This window comes from Inquilinus sp. CA228, assembly GCF_052078665.1.
Lineage (GTDB): Bacteria > Pseudomonadota > Alphaproteobacteria > DSM-16000 > Inquilinaceae > Inquilinus.
This window is the reverse complement of the sequence record NZ_JBQJIK010000049.1, coordinates 32,322-53,253: the sequence shown is the minus strand read 5'-3', so window position 1 is coordinate 53,253 and position 20,932 is coordinate 32,322. Positions and strand designations below refer to the sequence as shown.

Here is a 20,932-nt window from a genome sequence, read left to right as displayed (position 1 = left end):
CGTATAGTCGGTCAGGGCGGGTTGAGCTCCGGCGCCCGGGCCTTCAGCTCGGCCACGGCGAAGTCGATGAAGGCACGGATGCGCGGCGCGTCGCGCAGGTCGGCATGCACCCCCAGCCGCACCGACTGCACCGGGCAGGACACCGGCGTCTCGATCCGCCGCAGCGCCGGGCGCGCGTCGCCCAGCAGCCGCGGCAGCGAGGCCATCGCCAGCCCGGTCTCGGCCGCGGCCATCTGCGATCCCAGGCCGCTGGTGCGCGAGATCACCCGCGCCTCGGGCGCGATGCCGTGCAGCCAGACCGCCTGGGTCGACCGGCTGGCGAACTCATACATGGTGACCACGACATGGCCGGCGCAGCCGGCGGCGAAATCCGGTGGGCCGTGCCGGTCGAGATAGCCGGTCGTGGCGTAGAGGCCGTAGCCGACCTCCGCCACCTTGCGCTCGATCAGGTCCTCCTGGGCGAAGGCGGCGAAGCGGAACGCCAGGTCGGCCTCGCGCCGCGACAGGTTGAACATGCGCGGCTCGTTCAGGAGCTCGATCGCCACCAGCGGGTGCAGCACGCCGAACCGCGCCGTGATCGGGGCCACGACAGTGTCGCCGAACCAGTCCAGGCTGGTGATGGTGATCGCGCCCTGCAGGCCGGTGTCGCGCGCGGCGATCCGGCGCTCGACCGCCAGCGCCCCCTCCTCCATCCGCTGCAGCCCGTCGACCAGCGCGGCGCAGAGCGGCGTCGGCGACAGGCCGCCGGCCGAGCGTTCGAACAGCTTGACCCCGATCCGCCGCTCCAGCCCGTCCAGCCGCCGGCTGACCGTCGGCTGGGTCGTGCCCAACGCCCGCGCCGCGGCGCTGAGCGAACCGTGCCGGGCGACGGCGAAGGCGAACTTCAGATCGTCCCAATCCATGCGGGGACTATACGGAACTGCATGGACGGCCGGAAGCGTTACCCCCTCAGGGGCAGGGGCTCGGATACGCGGTGTGGATCGCGTCGATGCCCTGCAGCACCTCCGGCGACAGCGTGACCTCGGCCGCGGCGATGTTGGTGCGCAGCTGCTCCATCGAGGTGGCGCCGATGATTACCGCGGTCATGAACGGCCGCGACAGGGCATAGGCGATCGCCATCTGCGCCGGGTCCAGCCCATGCTCGCGCGCCAGGGCGATGTAGCGCCGGGTCGCCGGCTCGGCGTTCGGCGTGTCGTAGCGCGACTTGCGGCGGTCGATCGCGCGGCGCGAGCCCGGCGGCAGCTGGCCGTCGAGATACTTGCCGGTCAGGGTCGCCGCGGCCAGCGGGGCGTAACCGAGCAGCCCGATATCCTCGCGATGGGCGCATTCGGCGAGGCCGACCTCGAAGCTGCGGTTCAGCAGGTTGTAGGGGTTCTGGATCGAGACCGGGCGCGGCAGGCCCAGCCGGTCCGACGCCTCGACATAGCGCATCAGGCCCCAGGGCGTCTCGTTCGACAGGCCGACATGGCGGATGCGGCCGGCCTTCACCTCATCGGCCAGCGCCGCCAGCGTCTCCTCCGGCGCGACGAAATCCTCGGCCGAATCATGGGCGTAGCCGAGCCTGCCGAAGCTGTTCACCGAGCGGTTCGGCCAATGCAGCTGGTACAGGTCGATCCGGTCGGTCTGCAGCCGCTTCAGGCTGGCCTCGACCGCGGCCTTGACGTTCTTGGCGTCGAGCCGCGGCTTGCCGTCGCGGACATAGCTCAGATGCGCGCCCGGGCCGGCGATCTTGGAGGCCAGCACCACCTGGTTGCGCTTGCCGGACGTCGCGAACCAGCTGCCGATGATCTCCTCGGTCCGGCCATAGCTCTCGGCCGTCGGCGGCACCGAATACATCTCGGCCGTGTCCCAGAAGGTGACGCCGCGGTCGAGCGCGTAGTCCATCTGGGCATGGCCCTCGGCCTCGGTGTTCTGCGTGCCCCAGGTCATGGTGCCGAGGCAGATCGCGGTGACGTCGAGGCCGGTGCGGCCGAGCGGACGCTGTTCCATCAGGGGCTCCGGGAGCGGATTGGTCGGACGATTTCGCTATAGCCGGAAACGCCGCCGAACGGAACCGCGATGCGGCGGCGTCTTGCCGGCGCGGGCGGCGAGCCCCATGCTGAACCGTCGACTGCTGTCCAACGCCGATGCGCCGCCCGCCGATCGATCTGACCACGCTTCTCCTGGCCGCCGCGGCCGTCGCCTGCCTTGTCTACGTCGTGCTCGGCGTAGAGCCCGACTATCCTTGGGCACGATCCCTGCTCAACCTTGTCGGGCCGGATCTCTATCCGTTCGTGAGCCGCGGCATCTTCGGCTTCGTATTTGCCATGACCGCCGTCTTCGCGTGGCTCAGCGCGACGGACCGGCTTCGGCTCGACCGCTGGACCGGGACGAAACGCCGGCAGGCGGAGCTGATCGACAACGCCATCCACCGCGATCCTTGAGCGGTCACCCCGTCCGGGCCAACCCGCTGGACCGGATCAGCTCGATCACCGCGGGGGTGATGCGCTCGACGATCGCCTTCACGCCCGCGGCGTTGGGGTGCATGCCGTCGGCCTGGTTCAGCGCCGTCAGCGTCGCCACCCCGTCGAGGAAGAAGGGGTACAGCGCCACGCCATGGGCCTCGGCCAGGTCCGGGAAGATCGGGTCGAAGGCCGCGGCATAGGCCGGGCCGAGATTGGGCGCGGCCCGCATCCCGGCCAGCAGCGTCGGGATCTTCTCCTGGTCCAGCCGGGCCAGGATCTTGTCGAGATTGGCCCGGGTCGAGGCCGGGTCGAGGCCGCGCAGCATGTCGTTGGCGCCGAGCTCGACGAGGACGAGGTCGGGCTTGTCGGCCAGGGCCCAGTCCAGCCGGTCGAGCCCGCCGGCGCTGGTGTCGCCGGAGACGCCGCCGTTCAGCACTCTCACGTCGTGGCCCTTCGCCCGCAGCGCCGCCTCGAGCTGCGGCACGAAGCCATCCGCCTCGTCCAGGCCGAAGCCGGCGGTCAGGCTGTCACCCAGAGCGAGGATGCGGATCGTCCCCGCCTGCGCCAGGCTGGGCAGCGCGACAGCCGCGCACAGGGCCAGGAGCGCCGCATTGAAAAGGCGCCGCGCGGCGCCATCTGTCCGGAGTTGGGCGAGAGGGATACGCATGGACGGGACTACTCCTGCACCGCAGGCCGGCTTCGGGGCCGGAACGGCCGCCCCGCCCAGCATCCGGCTGACCGATGTGCACCTTGAATTGGCGAGCGCGGCCGGCCCCGTCAACATCCTGCGCGGAATCGACCTGTCGGTCGCCGCCGGCGAAGTGGTGTCGATCGTCGGCCCCTCCGGCTCCGGCAAGTCCAGCCTGATGATGCTGATCGGCGGGCTGGAGCGGCCGACCCAGGGCCGGGTCGAGGTCGCCGGACGCGAGCTGTCGACGGCGAGCGAGGACGCTTTGGCGCTGTTCCGGCGCGACCATGTCGGCATCGTGTTCCAGAACTTCCACCTGATCCCGACGATGACGGCGCTGGAGAACGTCGCCATCCCGCTGGAGTTCGCGGGCGCGGCCGACGCCTTCGAGCAGGCGGCGGAGCGGCTGCGCGCCGTCGGGCTGGGCCACCGCCTGAGCCATTATCCCGGCCAGCTGTCGGGCGGCGAGCAGCAGCGCACCGCCCTGGCCCGTGCCTTCGCCGCCGACCCCGACGTGATCCTGGCCGACGAGCCGACCGGCAATCTGGACGGCGAGACCGGGCGGCAGGTGATCGAGCTGATGTTCGACCTGTCGCGCCGGCGCGGCGCCACGCTGCTGCTGATCACCCACGACCCGGCGCTGGCGGCGCGCTGCGACCGCATCGTCCGGCTGGTCGACGGCCGCATCACCGATGTCGGCCTCACCCACTCCGCCGCCCTGGCCCGGCTGAAATGAGCTTGCGCAACGCCGCCCGCCTGGCCCGGCGCGAGCTGCGCGGCGGCCTCAAGGGCTTTCGCATCTTCCTGGCCTGCCTGGCGCTGGGGGTCGGCGCCATCGCCGCGGTGCAGTCGGTCGCCGACGGCATCCGCCGCAGCATCGCCGAGGACGGCCAGGCGATCCTGGGCGGCGATGTTGAGCTGCACCGCCTGTACCAGGCGGCGACGGCGGCGGAGCGGGCGCAGTTCGAGGCCGCCGGCCGGGTGTCGGAGGTGGTCGAGACCCGCGGCATGGCCCGCAACCCGCAGGACGAAGCCACGACGCTGGTCGAGCTGAAGGCCGTCGACGGCGCCTATCCGCTGTATGGCCGGATGGAGCTGGAGGGCGGCGGCGACCTGCAGGCGGCGCTGGCCCAGCAGGACGGCGTCTGGGGCGCGGTGGCCGACCCGGAGGTGGCGGCGCGGTTGGGCCTGTCGGCCGGCGGCCGGATCGCGGTCGGCGATTCGGTGGTGGAGCTGCGCGGCACCATCGCGCGCGAGCCGGACAAGGCCGGCAGCGGCTTCGCCATCGGGCCGCGGCTGATGATCGACCGCGGCGCGCTGGACGCCAGCGGCCTGATCCAGCCGGGATCGATGCTGACCTACAACTACCGCCTGGCGCTGCCGCGCGGCAGCGACGCGCGCGAGATCGCCGAGGGGTTCAAGGATCAATTCCAGGATGCCAACTGGCGGGTGCGCGACGACCGCGACGCGGCGCCGTCGCTGCGCCGGACCATCGACCAGCTGACCATGTACCTGACCCTGGTCGGGCTGACCGCGCTCTTGGTCGGCGGCGCCGGGGTCGGCAATGCGGTGCGCGCCTGGCTGGACGCGCGGCTGGCCACCATTGCCACGCTGAAATGCCTGGGCGCGCCCGGGCGGCTGATCTTCCAGACCTATCTGCTGCAGGTGCTGGTGCTGTCCGGCCTCGGCATCGCCATCGGCCTCGCCATCGGCGCCGTCGCGCCCTCGGCCGTCGCCGCGCTGATCCAGGGGCTGCTGCCGGTCGAGGCCCGGATCGGGGTCTATCCCGGCGCCCTGCTGCTGGCCGCCGGCTTCGGCCTGCTGACCAGCCTGACCTTCTCGCTGTGGCCGCTGGCCCGCGCCGCCTGCATCCCGGCCGCGGCGCTGTTCCGCGACCGGGTGGCGCCGCGCCATGCCCGGCCGGAGCCGCGCTTCGTCGCGGCCACCGGCCTGTGCGCCGTGGCCCTGGCCGGCCTCGCCGTCGCCACCGCGGCGGACCCGAAGCTGGCCGCGATCTTCGTCGGCGGCGCGGTCGCCTCCATCCTGCTGTTCACCGGCACGGCGCTCGGCGTCATGGTTCTGTCGCGCCGCGCCCCGCGCCCGCGCCGGCCGGGGCTGCGCCTGGCGCTGGCCAACCTGCACCGGCCGGGCGCGCCGACGCCGCAGATCGTGCTGTCGCTCGGCCTCGGCCTGACCGTGCTGGCGGCGATCGCCCTGATCCAGGGCAACATGGACCGCCAGATCCGCGACACCCTGCCCGACCAGGCGCCGTCCTTCTTCTTCGTCGACGTGCAGAAGTCGCAGAAGGGGCAGTTCGACGCCCTGATCCAGGGCACGCCGGGCGCCGCCGACCTGGCCGAGGTGCCCAGCCTGCGCGGCCGCATCGCGGCGGTGAACGGCGTGCCGGCCGACAAGGCGGTGATCGACCCCAGCAAGTCGGGCTGGCTGCGCGGCGACCGCGGCGTCACCTACGCCGCGGCGATGCCGCCGAAGGATAAGCTGCTACAGGGGCAATGGTGGCCGGCCGGCTATGACGGCCCGCCGCGGATCTCGGTCTACAAGGACGTCGCCGAGGCCTTCGGGCTGAAGCCGGGCGACCGGATGACGATCAACGTGCTGGGCCGCGACATCGAGGCCGAGGTCGCCAACATCCGCGACATCGACTGGAGCACGCTGGGCATCAACTTCACCCTGATCATGTCGCCGAAGCCGCTGTCGGCCGCGCCGCACACCTGGCTGGCGACGGTCAGGATTCCGCCGGCCGGGGAGATGGCGCTGCAGAAGGCGGTGACCGAGGCCTTCCCCAACGTCACCACGGTGCGCCTGAGGGATGCGCTGGAGACGGTGAACGCGCTGCTGTCCCAGATCGGTACGGCGGTGCGGTCGACCGCCGGCGTCACCCTGCTGGCCGGCGCGCTGGTGCTGGCGGGCGCCGTGGTGGCGGGCCACCGCCGCCGGATCTACGACGCCGTGGTGCTGAAGGTTCTGGGCGCCACCCGCGGCGATATCCTGCGCGCCTTCCTGATCGAATACGGCCTGCTGGGCCTGCTGACCGCCGTGATCGCCTGCGCGCTCGGCAGCGTCGCCGCCTGGGCCGTGCTGACTTTCGTGATGGAGATCGACTGGACCTTCCTGCCGCTGACCCTCCTGGGCACCGCGGCGCTGTGCATCGCCATCACCCTCGGCTTCGGCTTCCTCGGCACCTGGGTGGCGCTCGGCCAGAAGGCGGCGCCGCTGCTGCGGAACGAGTGAGGCCTCGCTTCGCTCATCCGGCGGGAGGCGTCATCCGAAGTGCCCCGCCGCGGATCCCCAGGAAGTCGCAGGCCAGATCGCTGACCTTGTCGATCTCCACCGGATCGAAGGGGTCCAGACCGGTCATGATGCGATATTCGTGAGCGAAGACGAAGCTCGTCGTCACCAGGCCGATGACCGCGTAATGGAGCTGGCCCGGATCGCCGGGCCGCGCCGCCCCGACGGCCTGGGCGGCGCGGATCAGACCGGTCGAGAATTCGAAATAGGGGCGGACGTGGGTTTCGATCAGCCATCGGATTCGCACATTGTCGGTCCGCCCCTCGAAGGTGACGATGCGGTGGAATTCCGGCCGGCGCGCCGTGAACAGGACAAGCTCCCGCACCATGATCCGCAAGGCTTGCTGGGGGCTCTCACCCGCCAGCCGCGGATGCATGGCGGCGAACTGCGCGGCGGCTTCGCCCATGATCGAGGCGAGCGCAGCCCGCCAAAGGGCTTCTTTGGTCTTGAAGTGATAGACCACCAGCTGGTGCATCACACCGGCGCGATCCGCGATCTGCCGTAGGCTCGCCCCCTCGAAGCCGAAGGTGGCAAACACCTCCAGGGCGGCCGCCAAGATCCGCGAGCAGCCGCCTTCCCGGCGCGCCTCGCTGTTCATAGCGACGCCTTTCACCATGTCCTCCTCGCGCGGCTGCGCCATCCGATGGATTATTGACTTTCCAGACGGAAAGTCCATCTCTACAGCACTTTCCGAACGGAAAGTCAGCAGATGGAGATGCAGCCTGTGAAACGGGTTCTGATCGTGGGTGGGGGATATGCGGGGACGATGCTCGCCCGGGCGCTGGACGAGGTCGCCGAGGTGCGGCTGATCGAGCCGCGGGACCGCTTCGTGCACAACGTCGCGGCCATCCGGGCGGTCGTCGAACCGGCCCTGCTGGACCGACTGATCATTCCCTATGACCGCCTGCTTCGCCGGGGATCGGTGATCCAGGGGCTGGCCGCCGACATCAGCGAAGGCCGTGTGACGCTGGCCGACGGGACGACGATAGAGGCCGACATCGTCGTCGCCGCGACCGGGTCGACCTACGGCCGGCCCTTCAAGCCGCAATCTGCCTCGGGCGAGATCTTCGCCCAGGACAGCCGGTCGGCGCACGAGACCCTGCGCGCCGTGCGGTCCGTGGCGATCGTCGGCGGCGGGGCGGTCGGCGTGGAACTGGCCGGCGAAATCGCGGCCGCCTATCCGGGCAAGCCGATGACCTTGCTGGCGTCTTCGCCGAACCTGCTTCCCGGCTATTCGGGCCGGCTTTCGGCGGCGCTGGCCGAGCAACTCACGGCCCGGGGCGTGACGCTTCGCCTGGGTGCACGGGTCGAAGGCCTCGAGGCCGCCGACCGCCCGTTCGCCGGCGTGCTGACGGCGGCAGGCCGGACCGTCGAGGCCGACCTGGTCTTCCCGGCCATTGGCGCACGACCCGTCGTCCCGCCGATCGCTCATGCCAAGCTCTCCCCCTCCGGGCGGCTCGGGCTCGATCCATGGTTGAGGCCTGCGGGATTGCGCCACGTCTTCGCCTTGGGCGATGCCGCCGAGACGGGCGACCCCATGACCATCGTCGCCATCACGCGGCAGGCGCCCTGGCTGGCGAAGACGCTGAAGGCGGTCATGGCCGGGCGCGCCGTCGAGAGCCTGGCCGCCTACACGGCTTGGCGCGCGCCGGCGATCCTGGTGCCGCTGGGCCCGAAGGCCGGGGCCAGCATTCTGCCGGTCACGCGGCACGGCCTGGCCGTCGGCCCGTGCGTGACGTCGACGCTGAAGGGCCGCGACCTCTTTGTCCCGCGCTACCGCAAGACCTTCGGCTACGGCGCGGCGACAGATGCGCGCTGAGCCTCCCCGCCATCACCTCCTGCAAAAAGGAGACAAGGAGGGATCGGCCACACGCGACGCCTGAGGCCCTTCGGCGCAGGCGCCAACTGTTGTATGTTGGCCCGACGCTGCCAATATCTGCCGCGTGGTTTTTCACCACCCTAGAGGACTTCAAGATGGCCTTCGATCCACAGGGCCGTTACGCAACACCGGGCGCCGGCGCGCGCACCATCGAGCGTGCGGCGTTCGACGAGGGTCTGCGGCAGTACATGCTGCGGATCTATTGGTACATGGCCGGCGGCCTGCTGGTCAGCGGCATCACCGCCGCGGCGGTGATGTTCACGCCGCTCGGCGGCGTGTTCCTGGCGGCCAACGCCTTCGGGCAGGTCGGCCTGACCGGGCTGGGCTGGGTCGCGCTGCTGGCGCCGATCGGCCTGATCTTCTGGATGAGCATGGGCATCCGCTCGATGAGCGCGTCCACGCTGCAGACGCTGTACTGGCTGTTCGTAGCCCTGCAGGGCATCGGCTTGGCGCCGATCCTGATGGCCTATACCGGCGAGAGCGTGGTCCGGGTGTTCTTCATCACCGCGGCGTCCTTCGCGGGGCTGAGCCTGTACGGCTACACCACCAAGCGCAGCCTGTCGGCCTTCGGCTCGTTCCTGATCATGGGCCTGTTCGGCATCATCATCGCCAGCGTGGTCAACATCTTCCTGGCCTCGAGCGGCCTGGCCTTCGTCATCAGCGTGCTCGGCGTGCTGATCTTCGCCGGCCTGATCGCCTACGACACCCAGCGGCTGAAGGAGCAGTATGCCGAGGGGCTGGGCCAGGAGGTCGAGACCAAGACCGCGGTCTGGGGCGCGCTGACCCTGTACCTGAACTTCCTGAACCTGTTCATGTTCCTGCTGCGGCTGCTCGGCAACCGCAACTGACCAACCGTCGTCATGACGGACAGCCCGGCGGCTTCGGCCGCCGGGCTTCGCTTTTCCGGACGCCGCATCGACCATGGACATGACCGAAGCCGTTCCCGACCCGTCCCGAAAAGGCCGCCGCCGCCTGGCCGACACGTTCGACAACTGGATCGTCGACCACGGCGTGTTCCGGACCTTCGTCAACACCCGGATCGAGATCGCCCCCGGGATCTGGCGCTCGGGCCAGCCCCTGCCCTACCAGATCCGCGGCATGGCCCGCGACGGCATCCGCACCATCATCAACCTGCGCGGCCCACGCGACTGCGGTTCCTACCGCTCCGAGGTGGAGGCCTGCCGCCGCCACGGCATCACCCTGGTCGACGTCACCACCAAGTCGCGCGACGCGCCGAAAGTCAGCGTGCTGCACCAGATCAAGCGGGCGCTGGACGGGGCAGAGTACCCGATCCTGGTGCATTGCAAGTCGGGCTCCGACCGCGCCGGGCTGGTGGCGGCCCTGATCCTGATGACGCGGGAGAACATCCCGCCGGCCGAGGCGCTGAAGCAGTTGCACTGGCGCTATCTGCACTTCAAGAAGTCGCCGACCGGCCTACTGGACCGTTTCATCGAGGCCTATGCCGAGGCCAATGCGCGCGAGCCGATCGGCTTCTGGGACTGGGTCGATACCGCCTATGACCGCAAGAAGGTGAAAGCCTCCTTCACCCCCAGCGGCCTCGCCACCATGATCGTGGACCGGGTGCTGGGGCGGGAGTGAGCCGGCGGCTTTACCGCGGATCGGATTCGGCCTAAATTCAGACCTTATTCGGACCGATCCGGGAGTTCGTCGCCATGAAGCTGTCCGACCGCGTGAAGCCGATCAGCTACCTGAAGGCCCATGCTCCGGAGGTCATCCAGGGGCTGAGGGAGGGGCAGGAACCGTTCATCATCACCGTCAACGGCGAAGCCAAGGCGGTGCTGCAGGATATCGACAGCTATGAAGAGACCCAGGAAACGCTGGCGTTGCTGAAGATTCTGGCGCTGGGGGAGCGCGACTATGAAGCGGGCAAGTTCCGGCCGGCCGAGGACGTATTTGCCGACCTGGAAGCCCGCCTCGAGGCCCGCCTCAAGGATTGATCCCGGTGTCCCTGCCGGTCATCGTGCTGCGGGAAGCGGAACGGGACCTCGAGAGCGTTGTCGACTTTATCGCCGATCACGATTCGGCGGAGAACGCTCGTCGCATCCTCCGATCCCTGAACGATGTGATCCGGCGGCTGACAACCCTGCCGTCACGCGGCAACATCTCGAAGGAATTGCGCGCCCTCGGACTGGCTCAGTTCCGCGAGGCCCACTACAAGCCGTATCGCATCATCTATCGCGTCCGCGAGGACGCGGTGGTCGTCCATTGCATCGTCGACGGACGGCGCGACATGCAGAGCCTGCTGCAGCACCGATTGCTGCAAACGCCCTGAGCCAAATGAAAAGGGCGCAGCCTCGGCCGCGCCCTTCCCGTTTCCGTCCCTAAACCCGGTTCTTCTTACGCGTAGTGCTGGCCGAAGCGGTTGGCCAGGACGTCGGACAGGTTCGCCTGCTCCTGCCGCACGAAGCCCTGCTGCGGCAGCTTGCCGGCGCGCTGCAGGTCGACCATGGCGCAGATGCCGGCCGCGGTCGTGACCTGGATCGCGCTCCACAGCTGGCCGGCGATCTCCTTGGCGTAGACCTTCTTGGCGTAGGTCTCCTGCATCAGCCGGCCTTCCTTCTTGCCCCAGGCGGTGACGAAGATCAGGACCACGTCCTGCTTGGTCATCGGGATCGAGGCCTCGAGCACGTCCTTCAGGATGTCGCGGCGCTGCCCCAGCTGCAGCTCGTTGACCAAGAGCTTGACGATGTCGCGGTGGCCCGGATAGCGCACGGTCTTGTAGTTCAGGAACTTGACCTTGCCGTCCAGCGTCTCGCACAGGGTGCCGAGGCCGCCCGAGGTGTTGAACGCCTCGTAGTCGATGCCGTCGAGCGAGATGTGCTCCATGCCCTCGAGCGGCAGCACCTCGCGCAGCTCGCCCTCGTGGATCGCCTCGCAGGGGTTGCAGTACTCATTGATCAGCCCGTCGGTCGACCAGGTCAGGTTGTACTTCAGCGCATTCGACGGATAGACCGGCAGGGCGCCGACGCGCATATGCACGGTGTGCAGCTCGTCGAAGCGCTTGGCCAGATCGTAGCCGACGATCGAGATGAAGCCCGGCGCCAGGCCGCATTGCGGGGTGAAGGCGGTCTTCGCGCCCTCGGCCAAAGCCTTGACCCGGCGGGTGCTCTCGACGTCCTCGGTCAGGTCGAAGTAATGGGCGCCGCGGTCCTTCGCCGCCTCGGCGATCAGCGGCGTCAGGTGGAATGGCGCGGCCGAGATCACCACGTCGTGGCCGGACACCGCGTCGCGCAGCGCCTGCGCGTCGTCGAAGCGCAGCTGGCGCTTGGCGACATTGGCCTCGAGCCGGTCGAGCATGCCCTGGTCCTGGTCGCCGACGGTGAGCTGGTAGTCACCGGTGGCGGTCAGCAGGGCGGTGATGCAGGTGCCGATCTTGCCGCCGCCGAGCAGCAGAACCTTGGTCATGACGCCGTCTCCTTCAGACGAACGCCCCGGGGCCGGCGGCACCGGGGCGGTTCGGATGGAGCGTCTCTACACCCGCCGGAAAGCCGCAGAAAGCCTTGTGTTCGGGCGTTCCGGAAGGTGCGCGCGGAGGCTCGGCGACCTTCGAGTCGCCGGTGGATCGGAGAAAGCGGGAAAGATAATTAGCCGACCAAGATTTGTGGCCGAGATCCCATTCAACACTGATTCTTCGAAGTAGGTTTGGTTCGCACCTACGCGATGATCTCAGGCCGCAGCCGGACCGCGCCGCGCAGCACGTCGCCGGGCTGCAGCACCGCCATGCCGGTGTCGGTGCGGCCGGACTCGGCGAGGTTGAAGGCGTCGGTCGCGTTGCTCACCGGCTCGACGCAGACATAGGGGTCGTCCGGCGAGTAGCAGACCAGGAAGTCGAAGGGCGCGTCGGCTTCCATCACCAGCCGGGCGCGATGCTCAGGCCAGTCGATCACCGCCCGCCGGTCCCAGCCGGTGAAGTTGTTGTCCATCCGCACCGCTTCCGGCCGGACGCCGCGCCGGAAATCCTTCTCCGGCGGCGGCTCGACCAGTTCCAGCGGCATCACCTCGGAATCGTTGACCCACATCCGCTCGATCCCGGCGGTCACCGTCGTCTGCGGCGTGCGCGGGAAGTAGAAATGCTGGCCCAGCCCCGCCGGCATCGGCTCGCGGCCGGTGTTCTCGACCGACAGCACGAGGTCGAAGCCGGCCGGGGTCAGCTCGAATTCCTGCCGCGCCCGGTACGGGAAGGGCCAGGAATCGGCGGCGTAGTCGTCGACCAGCACGCAGCGCGTCGCCGACCGCTCCAGCACCGTCCAGGGCCGCTGCCAGCCATGGCCGTGCAGCTGGTGCCGCTCACGCGTGTTCAGCGGCAGCGCCACCTCCCGCCCCCGGAAGCGGAAGCGGCCCTCGCGAATCCGGTTCGAAAACGGGGTGAGCGGGAAGTTGGCGAGGCCGAGCGGATCGTCCGCCGCCAGCGCTTCGGCAGTGGCCGGGCGCAGCCAGTCGCGCCGGTCCGGGCCCGAGCCGGTCCACCAGGCGGCGATGCCGCCGCCGATCGCCGGCACGATGTCGGCCCCGCTGTCACCCGCCCGCAATTGCACCGTCTCGACCGTCATTCCATCCTCCCGTTGCGGCTGCCCTGGTCAGCAATGTTCGGCAATGCTTGACGCCGATCCGCCGAGGGCTCAATACTCCATTTGTATGATGAATAGTAAAGAGTGCGGTCGGCAAGCCAGATCGCGCCGTTGGGGAAAGGCCGTGGTCGAGAAGTGCGGAGAGAATGTCGTTCGAGCGGACGGCATGCGGATGGCCCGTGGCAGGACTGCCCGGCCCAGCCCCGACCTGCGTATCGACCGGAGCGAGATCGTCGGACCGATGGAAGACGGCGGAGCCGGGACGCTGTGGCGCCCGAGCGGCTTCGGCCGCGTCTGACCGGCAGCAGGAAAGGGGAACAGATGTCCGGCCCGGAGAGACCTATCGGGGGAAGAGCGATCGCGATGGCCGCTGCGTCGGCCCATCCGGACGCGACGATGGCCGGGACCCCGGTGCTGCGGCGCGGCCGGCGCCCGGCGGAGGCCGCGGGCGCCGCCGACCAGCCGCAGGGCGGCAGCAAGACCTTCTCCCGCCGCTCGCTGCACGGCCAGATCGCCTACGACATCGGCACCCGGATCGTGCGCGGCGACATCCAGCCCGGCACGGTGCTGCCGAACGAATCCGACCTGTCGACCCAGTTCTCGGTCAGCCGCACCGCGCTGCGCGAGGCGATCAAGGTGCTGGCCGCCAAGGGGCTGGTCGAATCCCGCCCCAAGACCGGCACCAGGGTGCGGCCGCGCGGCGAATGGAACATGCTGGACCCGGACCTGCTGGCCTGGCAGTTCGCGACCCAGCCGATGGAGCGCCTGGCCAAGGACCTGTTCGAGATCCGCCAGATCATCGAGCCGGCGGCCGCGGCGATGGCGGCGGAGCGCGGCGATGACGGCCAGCGGGCGGCGATCACTCGCGCCTTCGCCGACATGGAGGCGGCGCCGGACGGCGACGCCTCGGTCGAGCCCGACCTGCGCTTCCACCAGTCGATCCTGGCGGCGTCGAACAACGAGTTCCTGCAGCCGCTGGGCGCCCTGATCGAGACCGCGATGGCGTCGAGCTTCCGCATCACCAACAACGAGCCCGGGGCGCTGCAGGTGTCGCTGCCGCTGCACCGCGCGGTGCGCGACGCCATCCTGGCGCGGCAGCCGGAGGAGGCGCGCCAGGCGATGCGGATCCTGCTCGAGGACGCGGCGCGGGACATGGTTCGCGCCCTGCCGCACTTCAAGCCGACCCTCTGACCACAGCCTAGCCACAAGGATCTCGTGATGGCTGACGACGCCGGCAGCAGCAACAACAACCGGAAGCCTCTCCGCTCCTCCGCCTGGTTCGGGCACTACGACAAGGACGGCTTCATCCATCGCAGCTGGATGCGCAACCAGGGCCTGCCGGACCATGTGTTCGACGGCCGCCCGGTGATCGGCATCTGCCAGACCTTCTCCGAGTTCACCCCCTGCAACGCCCATTTCCGCAAGCTGGCGGAGCATGTGAAGCGCGGCGTGTGGGAGATGGGTGGCTTCCCGCTGGAGTTCCCGGTGTTCTCGACCGGCGAGACCAACCTGCGGCCGACCGCCATGCTGTACCGCAACCTGGCGGCGATGGATGTCGAGGAGGCGATCCGCGCCAACCCGATCGACGGCGTCGTGCTGCTGACCGGCTGCGACAAGACCACGCCGTCGCTGCTGATGGGCGCGGCCAGCTGCGACATCCCGGCGATCGTCGTGTCCGGCGGCCCGATGCTGAACGGCCGCTACCAGGACCGCACCATCGGCTCGGGCACCGCGGTCTGGCAGTTCGACGCCGACGTCAAGGCCGGGGTGATGAGCCTGCAGCAGTTCATGGAGGCCGAGGCCGCGCAGTCGCGCTCCGCCGGGCACTGCATGACCATGGGCACGGCCAGCACCATGAACTCGATGGCCGAGGCGTTGGGCACCAGCCTGACCGGCTGCGCCGCGATCCCGGCGGTCGACGCCCGTCGCTACGTCATCGCCCACATGTCCGGCCGCCGCATCGTCGAGATGGTGCATGAGGATCTGCGCATCTCGAAGATCCTGACCCGCGAGGCCTTCCTGAACGCGGTGCGCGTCAACGGCGCCATCGGCGGGTCGACCAACGCCGTCATCCACCTGCTGGCCCTGGCCGGCCGCACCGGCGTCGACTTCACCCTGAAGGACTGGGACGAGTTCGGCCGCGACGTGCCGACCCTGGTCGACCTGATGCCGTCCGGCCGCTTCCTGATGGAGGACTTCTACTATGCCGGCGGCATCCCGGCGGTGACCCGGGCGCTGGGCGAGAACGGCATGCTGTTCAAGGACGCCCCGACCGTCACCGGCAAGACCATGTGGGAGAACGTCCAGGCCGCCGCCAACTGGAACCCGGAGGTGATCCGCCCCTGGGACAACGCGCTGGTCAAGCAGGGCGGCATCACCGTGCTGAAGGGCAACCTGGCGCCGGACGGCGCCGTGCTGAAGCCCTCCGCCGCGACGCCGGAGCTGATGCAGCATCGCGGCCGCGCCGTGGTGTTCGAGACCATCGAGCACTACAAGGCGCGCGTCGACGACCCGGATCTCGACATCGACGAGACCTGCATCATGGTGCTGAAGAACTGCGGCCCGAAGGGCTATCCGGGCATGGCCGAGGTCGGCAACCTGGCGCTGCCGCAGAAGGTGCTGAAGAAGGGCGTGCGCGACATGGTCCGCATCTCCGACGCGCGGATGAGCGGCACCGCCTACGGCACCGTGGTGCTGCACACCGCGCCGGAAGCCGCGGCCGGCGGCCCGCTGGCCCTGGTGCAGGACGGCGACATGATCGAGCTGGACGTCGCCAACCGGCGGCTGCATCTCGACGTGCCCGAGGCCGAGCTGGCGGAACGGCGCAAGCGCTGGTCGCCGCCGGAGCCGGCCATGAAGGGCGGATACCAGGAGCTGTATGTCCGCCACGTGATGCAGGCCGACAAGGGTGCCGACCTGGACTTCCTGGTCGGCTGCCGCGGCCACGCCGTACCGCGCGACAGCCATTGACCCCTTCCGGCCCGCCCCGTCCGGGGCGGGCTTTCTCCATTCCGGACAGCCCGATCAGGCAGACACCATCATGACCGAATACGCGAATTATCCGTCGCTGCGCGACAAGCCCGTCTTCGTCAGCGGCGGCGGCAGCGGCATCGGCGAGAGCATCGTCGAGCATTTCTGCCGCCAGCAGGCGCGGGTGTTCTTCGTCGACATCAACGATGCGGCGTCGACCGCGCTGGTCGACCGGCTGAAGGCCGAAGGGCTGAAGGCGCCGCAGTACCGGCACTGCGACCTGCGCGACATCGCCGACCTGCGCGCCGCGGTGGCCGAGGCGCAGCAGGCGATCGGGACCATCCGGATCCTGGTCAACAACGCCGCGCACGACCAGCGCCACGCGCCGGAGACGGTCGAGCCCGACTATTGGGACGAGCGCATGGCGGTGAATCTGCGCCACCAGTTCTTCGCCGCCCAGGCGGTGCAGCCGGGGATGCGCGACGCCGGCGGCGGCTCGATCATCAATTTCGGCTCGGTCTCCTGGCGGCTGAAGCAGGGCGGCATGCCGGCCTACACCTCCGCCAAGGCGGGGGTGGAGGGGCTGACCCGCGGCCTGGCGCGCGACTGGGGCCCGCAGCACATCCGGGTCAACACCGTGATGCCGGGCTGGGTCATCACCCAGCGCCAGAAGGACCTGTGGCTGACGCCGGAGGCGGATGAGGAGCGCCGGAAGGGGCAGTGCATCCCCGACCAGGTGCTGCCCGTGCACCTGGCGCAGATGACCCTGTGGCTGGCGGCGGACGACAGCGCCATGTGCACCGGCCAGACTTTCGTCGTGGACGCCGGCTGGGCGTCGGGACTGTGAGGCGGATATGAACCTGATCCAACTGCGCACCAAGGCCGGCGACCGGCGCGTCGGCATCGTCTCGGGCGGAGACACGCTGAAGCTGCTGTCCGCCTTCGACACCACCTACGACCTGGCCCAGGCGGCGATCGCGTCGCGCAAGACCATCGCCGAGCTGGCCGCGGCCGATGAAGGGGCCGGCACCGAGTCCTACGACGCCGTGATCGCCGAGGGCCGGCTGCTGGTGCCGCTCGACCATCCCGATCCGGCGCATTGCATCGTCACCGGCACCGGCCTGACCCATCTCGGCAGCGCCGACGCCCGCGACCAGATGCACAAGACTCTCGGCGAGGCCGAGACGCTGACCGACAGCATGAAGATGTTCCGCGACGGCCTGAGCGGCGGGAAACCTGCCGGCGGCAAGCCGGGCGTGCAGCCGGAATGGTTCTACAAGGGCGACGGCTCGATCGTGGTCGCCGGCGAGCAGGCCCTGACCATGCCAGCCTTCGCGCTGGATGGCGGCGAGGAGCCGGAGATCACCGGCTGCTACCTGGTCGGGCCGGACGGCACGCCCTGGCGCGTCGGCTTCGCCATCGGCAACGAGTTCTCCGACCACATCACCGAGCGGCAGAACTACCTGCTGCTGGCCCATTCCAAGCTGCGCCAGTGCTCGGTCGGGCCGGAGCTGCTGGTCGGCCCGCTGCCGGACGACGTGCGCGGCACCAGCCGCATCACCCGTAGCGGCAAGACGATCTGGGAGAAGTCGTTCCTGAGCGGCGAGGCCAACATGAGCCACTGGATCGCCAATCTGGAGCACCACCACTTCAAATACGGGCTGTTCCGCCGGCCGGGCGACGTGCATCTGCACTTCTTCGGCACCGCGACGCTGAGCGTCACCGACGGCATCAAGCCCGAGCCCGGCGACCGCTTCGAGATCGAGGCTAAAGCCTTCGGCCGCCCGCTGCGCAACCCTCTCGCGCGCGCGGCGGAGGAGACGGTGACGGTGCGGGCGCTGTAGGCTCGGGCGCATCGGGAGGACGCTTCCCTCTTCTGTCATGCCCGGGCTTGACCCGGGCATCCAGGGGCCACGAAGAGCCGCTCTGGCCGCCCCTGGATCCTCGGGTCAAGCCCGAGGATGACAATAGGGAAGAATGGACAAACTCCGCCTTCGGGTGGAACACGGGGAAACGCGGATGAACAGGATCGATCTCGACGGCAAACTGGCCGTGGTCACCGGCGGGGCGCAGGGCATCGGCCGGGCGGTCGCCGAGCGCTTCATCGCCTCGGGCGCCCAGGTGGTGCTGTGGGACCGCGACCAGGCCCTGGTCGAGGCGACGGCCAAGGCGATCGGCGCCACCGGCGTCGCCATCGATGTCACCGATGCCGCCGCGATCGCCGCGGCCGTGGAGGCTCAAGGGCGGATCGACATCCTGATCAACAATGCCGGCATCGCCGGCCCGTCGGTGAAGACCTGGGACTATCCGATCGACACCTGGCGCCAGGTGATCGAGCTGGACCTGAACGCGGTCTACTACTGCTGCCGGGCAGTGGTGCCGGGGATGATCGCCCGCGGCTATGGCCGCATCGTCAACGTGTCCTCGATCGCCGGCAAGGAGGGCAACCCCAACGCCAGCGCCTATTCCGCCGCCAAGTCCGGCGTCATCGCCCTGACCAAGTCGCTGGGCAAGGAGCTGGCGGGCCACGACATCGCGGTCAACTGCGTCACCCCGGCCACCGCCAAGACCCGGATCCTGGAGCAGATCAGCCAGGAGCACATCGACTACATGCTGTCGCGCATCCCCCGCGCCCGCTTCCTGAAGGTCGAGGAGGCGGCGTCGATGATCGCGTGGCTGTGCTCGGCCGAGAACAGTTTCACCACCGGCGCCGTCTTCGATCTGTCGGGCGGCCGCGCGACCTATTGAGCCGATGACCGACGCCGACCTCCTCGCCGCGCTGCGCCGGATGGGGTTGGCCGGGCCGGACGAGACGCCGCGCTTCACCGCGCTGACCGGCGGCGTCTCCTCCGACATCTTCCGGGTCGACCTCGCCACGGGCCCGATCTGCGTCAAGCGCGCCCTGGCCAAGCTTCGGGTGGCCGCCGACTGGCGGGCGCCGGTGGCGCGCAACCTGTACGAAGCGCGCTGGATGCGGGTCGCCGCCGGCATCGTGCCGCAGGCGGTGCCGCGGCTGCTCGGACAGGACGAGACGGCCGGGGCGCTGGCCATGGCCTATCTGGCGCCGGAGGACCATCCGGTGTGGAAGGCCGAGCTTCGCGACGGCCGCGCCGACCCCGCCTTCGCCGCCGAGGTCGGGCGACGCCTGGCCGCCATCCACGCCGCCACGGCGGCAGATCCGGCCCTGGCAGCCGAGTTCCCGACCGACGCGATCTTCTACGACATCCGGCTGGAGCCCTATCTGGTGGCGACCGCGGCGGCGCATCCGGACTGCGCCGCGGCGCTGCACGCGCTGGTCGAGACCACGCGGACGACGAAGCAGGCCCTGGTGCATGGCGATGTCAGCCCGAAGAACATCCTGGCCGGCCCGCAGGGGCCGGTGTTCCTGGACGCCGAATGCGCCTGGTGGGGCGACCCGGCCTTCGACCTGGCCTTCTGCCTGAACCACCTGCTGCTGAAGGGCCTGTGGCGGCCGGATTCGGCGCCGGACTTCCTGGCCTGCTTCGACGCCCTGGCCGCCGCCTACAGCGCCGGGGTGGACTGGGAGCCGGCCGATGCCTTCGAGGCCCGCGCCGCCCGGCTGCTGCCCGGCCTATTCCTGGCCCGGGTCGACGGCAAGTCGCCGGCCGAGTACCTGACCGATGCGGCGCAGAAGGACCGGGTGCGACGCGTGGCTCGGTCCCTGCTGCTGGACCCGCCGACACGATTGGCCGAGATTCGGACCGCCTGGACTGAGGAGCTGAACGCATGACCCGCACCACCATCGCCGGGATCCGCGGCCGGCGCGTCTGGGACAGCCGGGGGCGGCCGACGGTCGAGGCCGAGATCCGGCTGGAGGGCGGCGCCACAGGCCGCGCCATCGCCCCGGCCGGCGCCTCCACCGGCTCCGGCGAGGCGCGGGACAAGCGCGACGGCGGCACAGCCTTCGGCGGTCATGACGTGCAGGGCGCGGTGGCCGCGGTGAACGGCGAGATCGCCCGCGCCCTGGCCGGGCTCGATGCCGCCGACCAGGCCGGGCTGGACCGGGTGCTGATCGAGCTCGACGGCACGCCGGACAAGGGTCGATTGGGCGGCAACGCCACCATCGCCGTGTCGATGGCTGCCGCCCATGCCGCCGCTTCCGCCGCCGGCCTGCCGCTGTGGCGCCATCTCGGCGGCGACGAGGCAACCCTGCTGCCGCTGCCCGAGATCCAGATTTTTGGCGGCGGCGCCCATGCGGGGCGGCGGCTGGACCTGCAGGATTTCATGGTGGTCTGCCCCGGCGCCGGCAGCTTCGCCGAGGCGCTGGACTGGACCGCCGAGGTCTACCGCGCCGCCGGGTCGCTGATGGCCGAGGCCGGCAAGCTGTACGGCGTCGCCGACGAGGGCGGCTTCTGGCCCGACTTCGCCGACGCGGCCGAGGCGCTGGACATGCTGCTCCGCGCCATCGAGCGCGCCGGCCGCCGCCCGGGCGAGGAGGTGGCGATCGCGCTGGACGTCGCCGCCTCGGAGTTCGGGCGCAACGGCCGCTACCGCTTCGAGGGGCGCGAGCTCGACACCGGCGCGATGGTCGAGCTGGTCGCCGGCTGGACCAAGCGCTGGCCGATCGTCTCGGTCGAGGACCCGGTGGCGGAGGACGACGCCGCCGGCTTCCGCGCCATCACCGCCGCGATCGGCGACCGGGTGCAGGTGGTCGGCGACGACTTCCTGGTCACCGACGCCGCGCGGGTGCGCGATGCCGCGGTGGCCAAGGCCTGCACCACCGTGCTGATCAAGCCGAACCAGCGCGGCACCTTGACCGAGACCAAGGCGGCCTGGGACGCGGCGCAGGCGGCCGGTCTCGGCGGCATCGTCTCCGCCCGCTCGGGCGAGAGCGAGGACACCACCATCGTCGACCTCGCGGTCGGCTGGGGCGTCGGCCAGCTGAAAGTGGGGTCCTTCGCCCGGTCGGAGCGGATGGCGAAGTGGAATGCGGCGCTGCGGATCGAGGAGGCGTTGGGCGGCCGCGCCATCTTCGCCGGCCGAAGCGTCTTGCGCGGGTGAGCGGTCTGGGCTGTTCTGCCCGTCCCGCAAC

The 20,932-nt window shown here is 70.2% G+C and carries 21 protein-coding genes; 15 read left to right on the top strand and 6 right to left on the bottom strand.

Annotation, left to right across the window (positions count from 1 at the left end; genetic code table 11):
- Positions 1-11 precede the first annotated feature (11 nt).
- Together ACTOWL_RS23435 and ACTOWL_RS23430 are read right to left on the bottom strand one after the other, a co-directional pair.
- The gene (locus ACTOWL_RS23435) at positions 12-902 is read right to left on the bottom strand and encodes a LysR family transcriptional regulator (protein ID WP_441323692.1); all 891 of its coding nucleotides are present in this window, start codon (positions 900-902) and stop codon (positions 12-14) included.
- Between the two features lie 46 nt (positions 903-948).
- Entirely contained in the window at positions 949-1,989 is a 1,041-nt protein-coding gene (locus ACTOWL_RS23430) for an aldo/keto reductase (RefSeq protein ID WP_441323691.1), read from the bottom strand.
- A gap of 137 nt (positions 1,990-2,126) precedes the next feature.
- Here ACTOWL_RS23430 and ACTOWL_RS23425 point away from each other — a divergent pair, with 137 nt between their 5' ends.
- The gene (locus ACTOWL_RS23425) at positions 2,127-2,423 is read left to right on the top strand and encodes a hypothetical protein (protein WP_441323690.1); all 297 of its coding nucleotides are present in this window, start codon (positions 2,127-2,129) and stop codon (positions 2,421-2,423) included.
- Between the two features lie 4 nt (positions 2,424-2,427).
- Here the strand turns inward: ACTOWL_RS23425 and ACTOWL_RS23420 are convergent, their stop codons facing one another.
- Positions 2,428-3,111, bottom strand: a complete 684-nt coding sequence (locus ACTOWL_RS23420) for an arylesterase (protein ID WP_441323689.1) — start codon at positions 3,109-3,111, stop codon at positions 2,428-2,430.
- Between ACTOWL_RS23420 and ACTOWL_RS23415 the strand changes: the two genes are divergently transcribed.
- Together ACTOWL_RS23415 and ACTOWL_RS23410 are read left to right on the top strand one after the other, a co-directional pair.
- Positions 3,110-3,868, top strand: a complete 759-nt coding sequence (locus ACTOWL_RS23415) for an ABC transporter ATP-binding protein (protein WP_441323688.1) — start codon at positions 3,110-3,112, stop codon at positions 3,866-3,868. The two genes, ACTOWL_RS23420 and ACTOWL_RS23415, sit on opposite strands and share 2 nt — an antisense overlap.
- Positions 3,865-6,384 carry an ABC transporter permease gene (locus ACTOWL_RS23410; RefSeq protein ID WP_441323687.1) on the top strand — a complete coding sequence of 840 codons (2,520 nt, stop codon included), beginning with the start codon at positions 3,865-3,867 and terminating at the stop codon, positions 6,382-6,384. Before ACTOWL_RS23415 ends, ACTOWL_RS23410 begins: the two co-directional genes overlap by 4 nt.
- Positions 6,385-6,397: 13 nt before the next feature.
- Here the strand turns inward: ACTOWL_RS23410 and ACTOWL_RS23405 are convergent, their stop codons facing one another.
- On the bottom strand, positions 6,398-7,081 hold the full coding sequence (locus ACTOWL_RS23405) for a TetR/AcrR family transcriptional regulator (protein ID WP_441323686.1): 684 nt from the start codon (positions 7,079-7,081) through the stop codon (positions 6,398-6,400).
- Between the two features lie 69 nt (positions 7,082-7,150).
- Here ACTOWL_RS23405 and ACTOWL_RS23400 point away from each other — a divergent pair, with 69 nt between their 5' ends.
- The 5 genes from ACTOWL_RS23400 (at position 7,151) to ACTOWL_RS23380 (ending at position 10,613) form a co-directional block, all read left to right on the top strand.
- The gene (locus ACTOWL_RS23400; RefSeq protein WP_441323685.1) at positions 7,151-8,260 is read left to right on the top strand and encodes an NAD(P)/FAD-dependent oxidoreductase; all 1,110 of its coding nucleotides are present in this window, start codon (positions 7,151-7,153) and stop codon (positions 8,258-8,260) included.
- 155 nt (positions 8,261-8,415) lie between these two features.
- Positions 8,416-9,168, top strand: coding sequence for a Bax inhibitor-1/YccA family protein (locus tag ACTOWL_RS23395; RefSeq protein ID WP_441323684.1), 753 nt, complete (start codon positions 8,416-8,418; stop codon positions 9,166-9,168).
- Between the two features lie 79 nt (positions 9,169-9,247).
- Complete coding sequence (locus ACTOWL_RS23390; RefSeq protein WP_441323683.1) at positions 9,248-9,919, top strand: fused DSP-PTPase phosphatase/NAD kinase-like protein; 672 nt, start codon at positions 9,248-9,250, stop codon at positions 9,917-9,919.
- A 74-nt stretch (positions 9,920-9,993) separates the two neighbouring features.
- Positions 9,994-10,278, top strand: coding sequence for a type II toxin-antitoxin system Phd/YefM family antitoxin (locus tag ACTOWL_RS23385; RefSeq protein WP_441323682.1), 285 nt, complete (start codon positions 9,994-9,996; stop codon positions 10,276-10,278).
- Positions 10,279-10,283: 5 nt separating this feature from the next.
- The gene (locus ACTOWL_RS23380) at positions 10,284-10,613 is read left to right on the top strand and encodes a type II toxin-antitoxin system RelE/ParE family toxin (protein WP_441323681.1); all 330 of its coding nucleotides are present in this window, start codon (positions 10,284-10,286) and stop codon (positions 10,611-10,613) included.
- Between the two features lie 65 nt (positions 10,614-10,678).
- Here the strand turns inward: ACTOWL_RS23380 and ACTOWL_RS23375 are convergent, their stop codons facing one another.
- Positions 10,679-11,746 (bottom strand): saccharopine dehydrogenase family protein, encoded by a 1,068-nt coding sequence (locus tag ACTOWL_RS23375; protein WP_441323680.1) that lies wholly within the window; start codon positions 11,744-11,746, stop codon positions 10,679-10,681.
- Between the two features lie 248 nt (positions 11,747-11,994).
- On the bottom strand, positions 11,995-12,891 hold the full coding sequence (locus ACTOWL_RS23370; RefSeq protein WP_441323679.1) for an aldose 1-epimerase: 897 nt from the start codon (positions 12,889-12,891) through the stop codon (positions 11,995-11,997).
- A 381-nt stretch (positions 12,892-13,272) separates the two neighbouring features.
- Here ACTOWL_RS23370 and ACTOWL_RS23365 point away from each other — a divergent pair, with 381 nt between their 5' ends.
- The 7 genes from ACTOWL_RS23365 (at position 13,273) to eno (ending at position 20,901) form a co-directional block, all read left to right on the top strand.
- Positions 13,273-14,100 (top strand): FadR/GntR family transcriptional regulator, encoded by an 828-nt coding sequence (locus ACTOWL_RS23365; RefSeq protein WP_441323678.1) that lies wholly within the window; start codon positions 13,273-13,275, stop codon positions 14,098-14,100.
- Between the two features lie 27 nt (positions 14,101-14,127).
- A complete protein-coding gene (locus tag ACTOWL_RS23360) occupies positions 14,128-15,879 on the top strand; it encodes an IlvD/Edd family dehydratase (RefSeq protein WP_441323677.1) in 1,752 nt (583 codons plus the stop codon).
- 70 nt (positions 15,880-15,949) lie between these two features.
- Complete coding sequence (locus ACTOWL_RS23355; RefSeq protein WP_441323676.1) at positions 15,950-16,726, top strand: SDR family NAD(P)-dependent oxidoreductase; 777 nt, start codon at positions 15,950-15,952, stop codon at positions 16,724-16,726.
- A gap of 7 nt (positions 16,727-16,733) precedes the next feature.
- Positions 16,734-17,723, top strand: coding sequence for an AraD1 family protein (gene araD1 / locus ACTOWL_RS23350; RefSeq protein ID WP_441323675.1), 990 nt, complete (start codon positions 16,734-16,736; stop codon positions 17,721-17,723).
- A gap of 175 nt (positions 17,724-17,898) precedes the next feature.
- A complete protein-coding gene (locus ACTOWL_RS23345; RefSeq protein ID WP_441323674.1) occupies positions 17,899-18,627 on the top strand; it encodes an SDR family NAD(P)-dependent oxidoreductase in 729 nt (242 codons plus the stop codon).
- Between the two features lie 4 nt (positions 18,628-18,631).
- Complete coding sequence (locus ACTOWL_RS23340) at positions 18,632-19,630, top strand: phosphotransferase family protein (protein WP_441323673.1); 999 nt, start codon at positions 18,632-18,634, stop codon at positions 19,628-19,630.
- Positions 19,627-20,901 (top strand): phosphopyruvate hydratase, encoded by a 1,275-nt coding sequence (eno, locus tag ACTOWL_RS23335; RefSeq protein WP_441323672.1) that lies wholly within the window; start codon positions 19,627-19,629, stop codon positions 20,899-20,901. Before ACTOWL_RS23340 ends, eno begins: the two co-directional genes overlap by 4 nt.
- Positions 20,902-20,932: the final 31 nt, after the last annotated feature.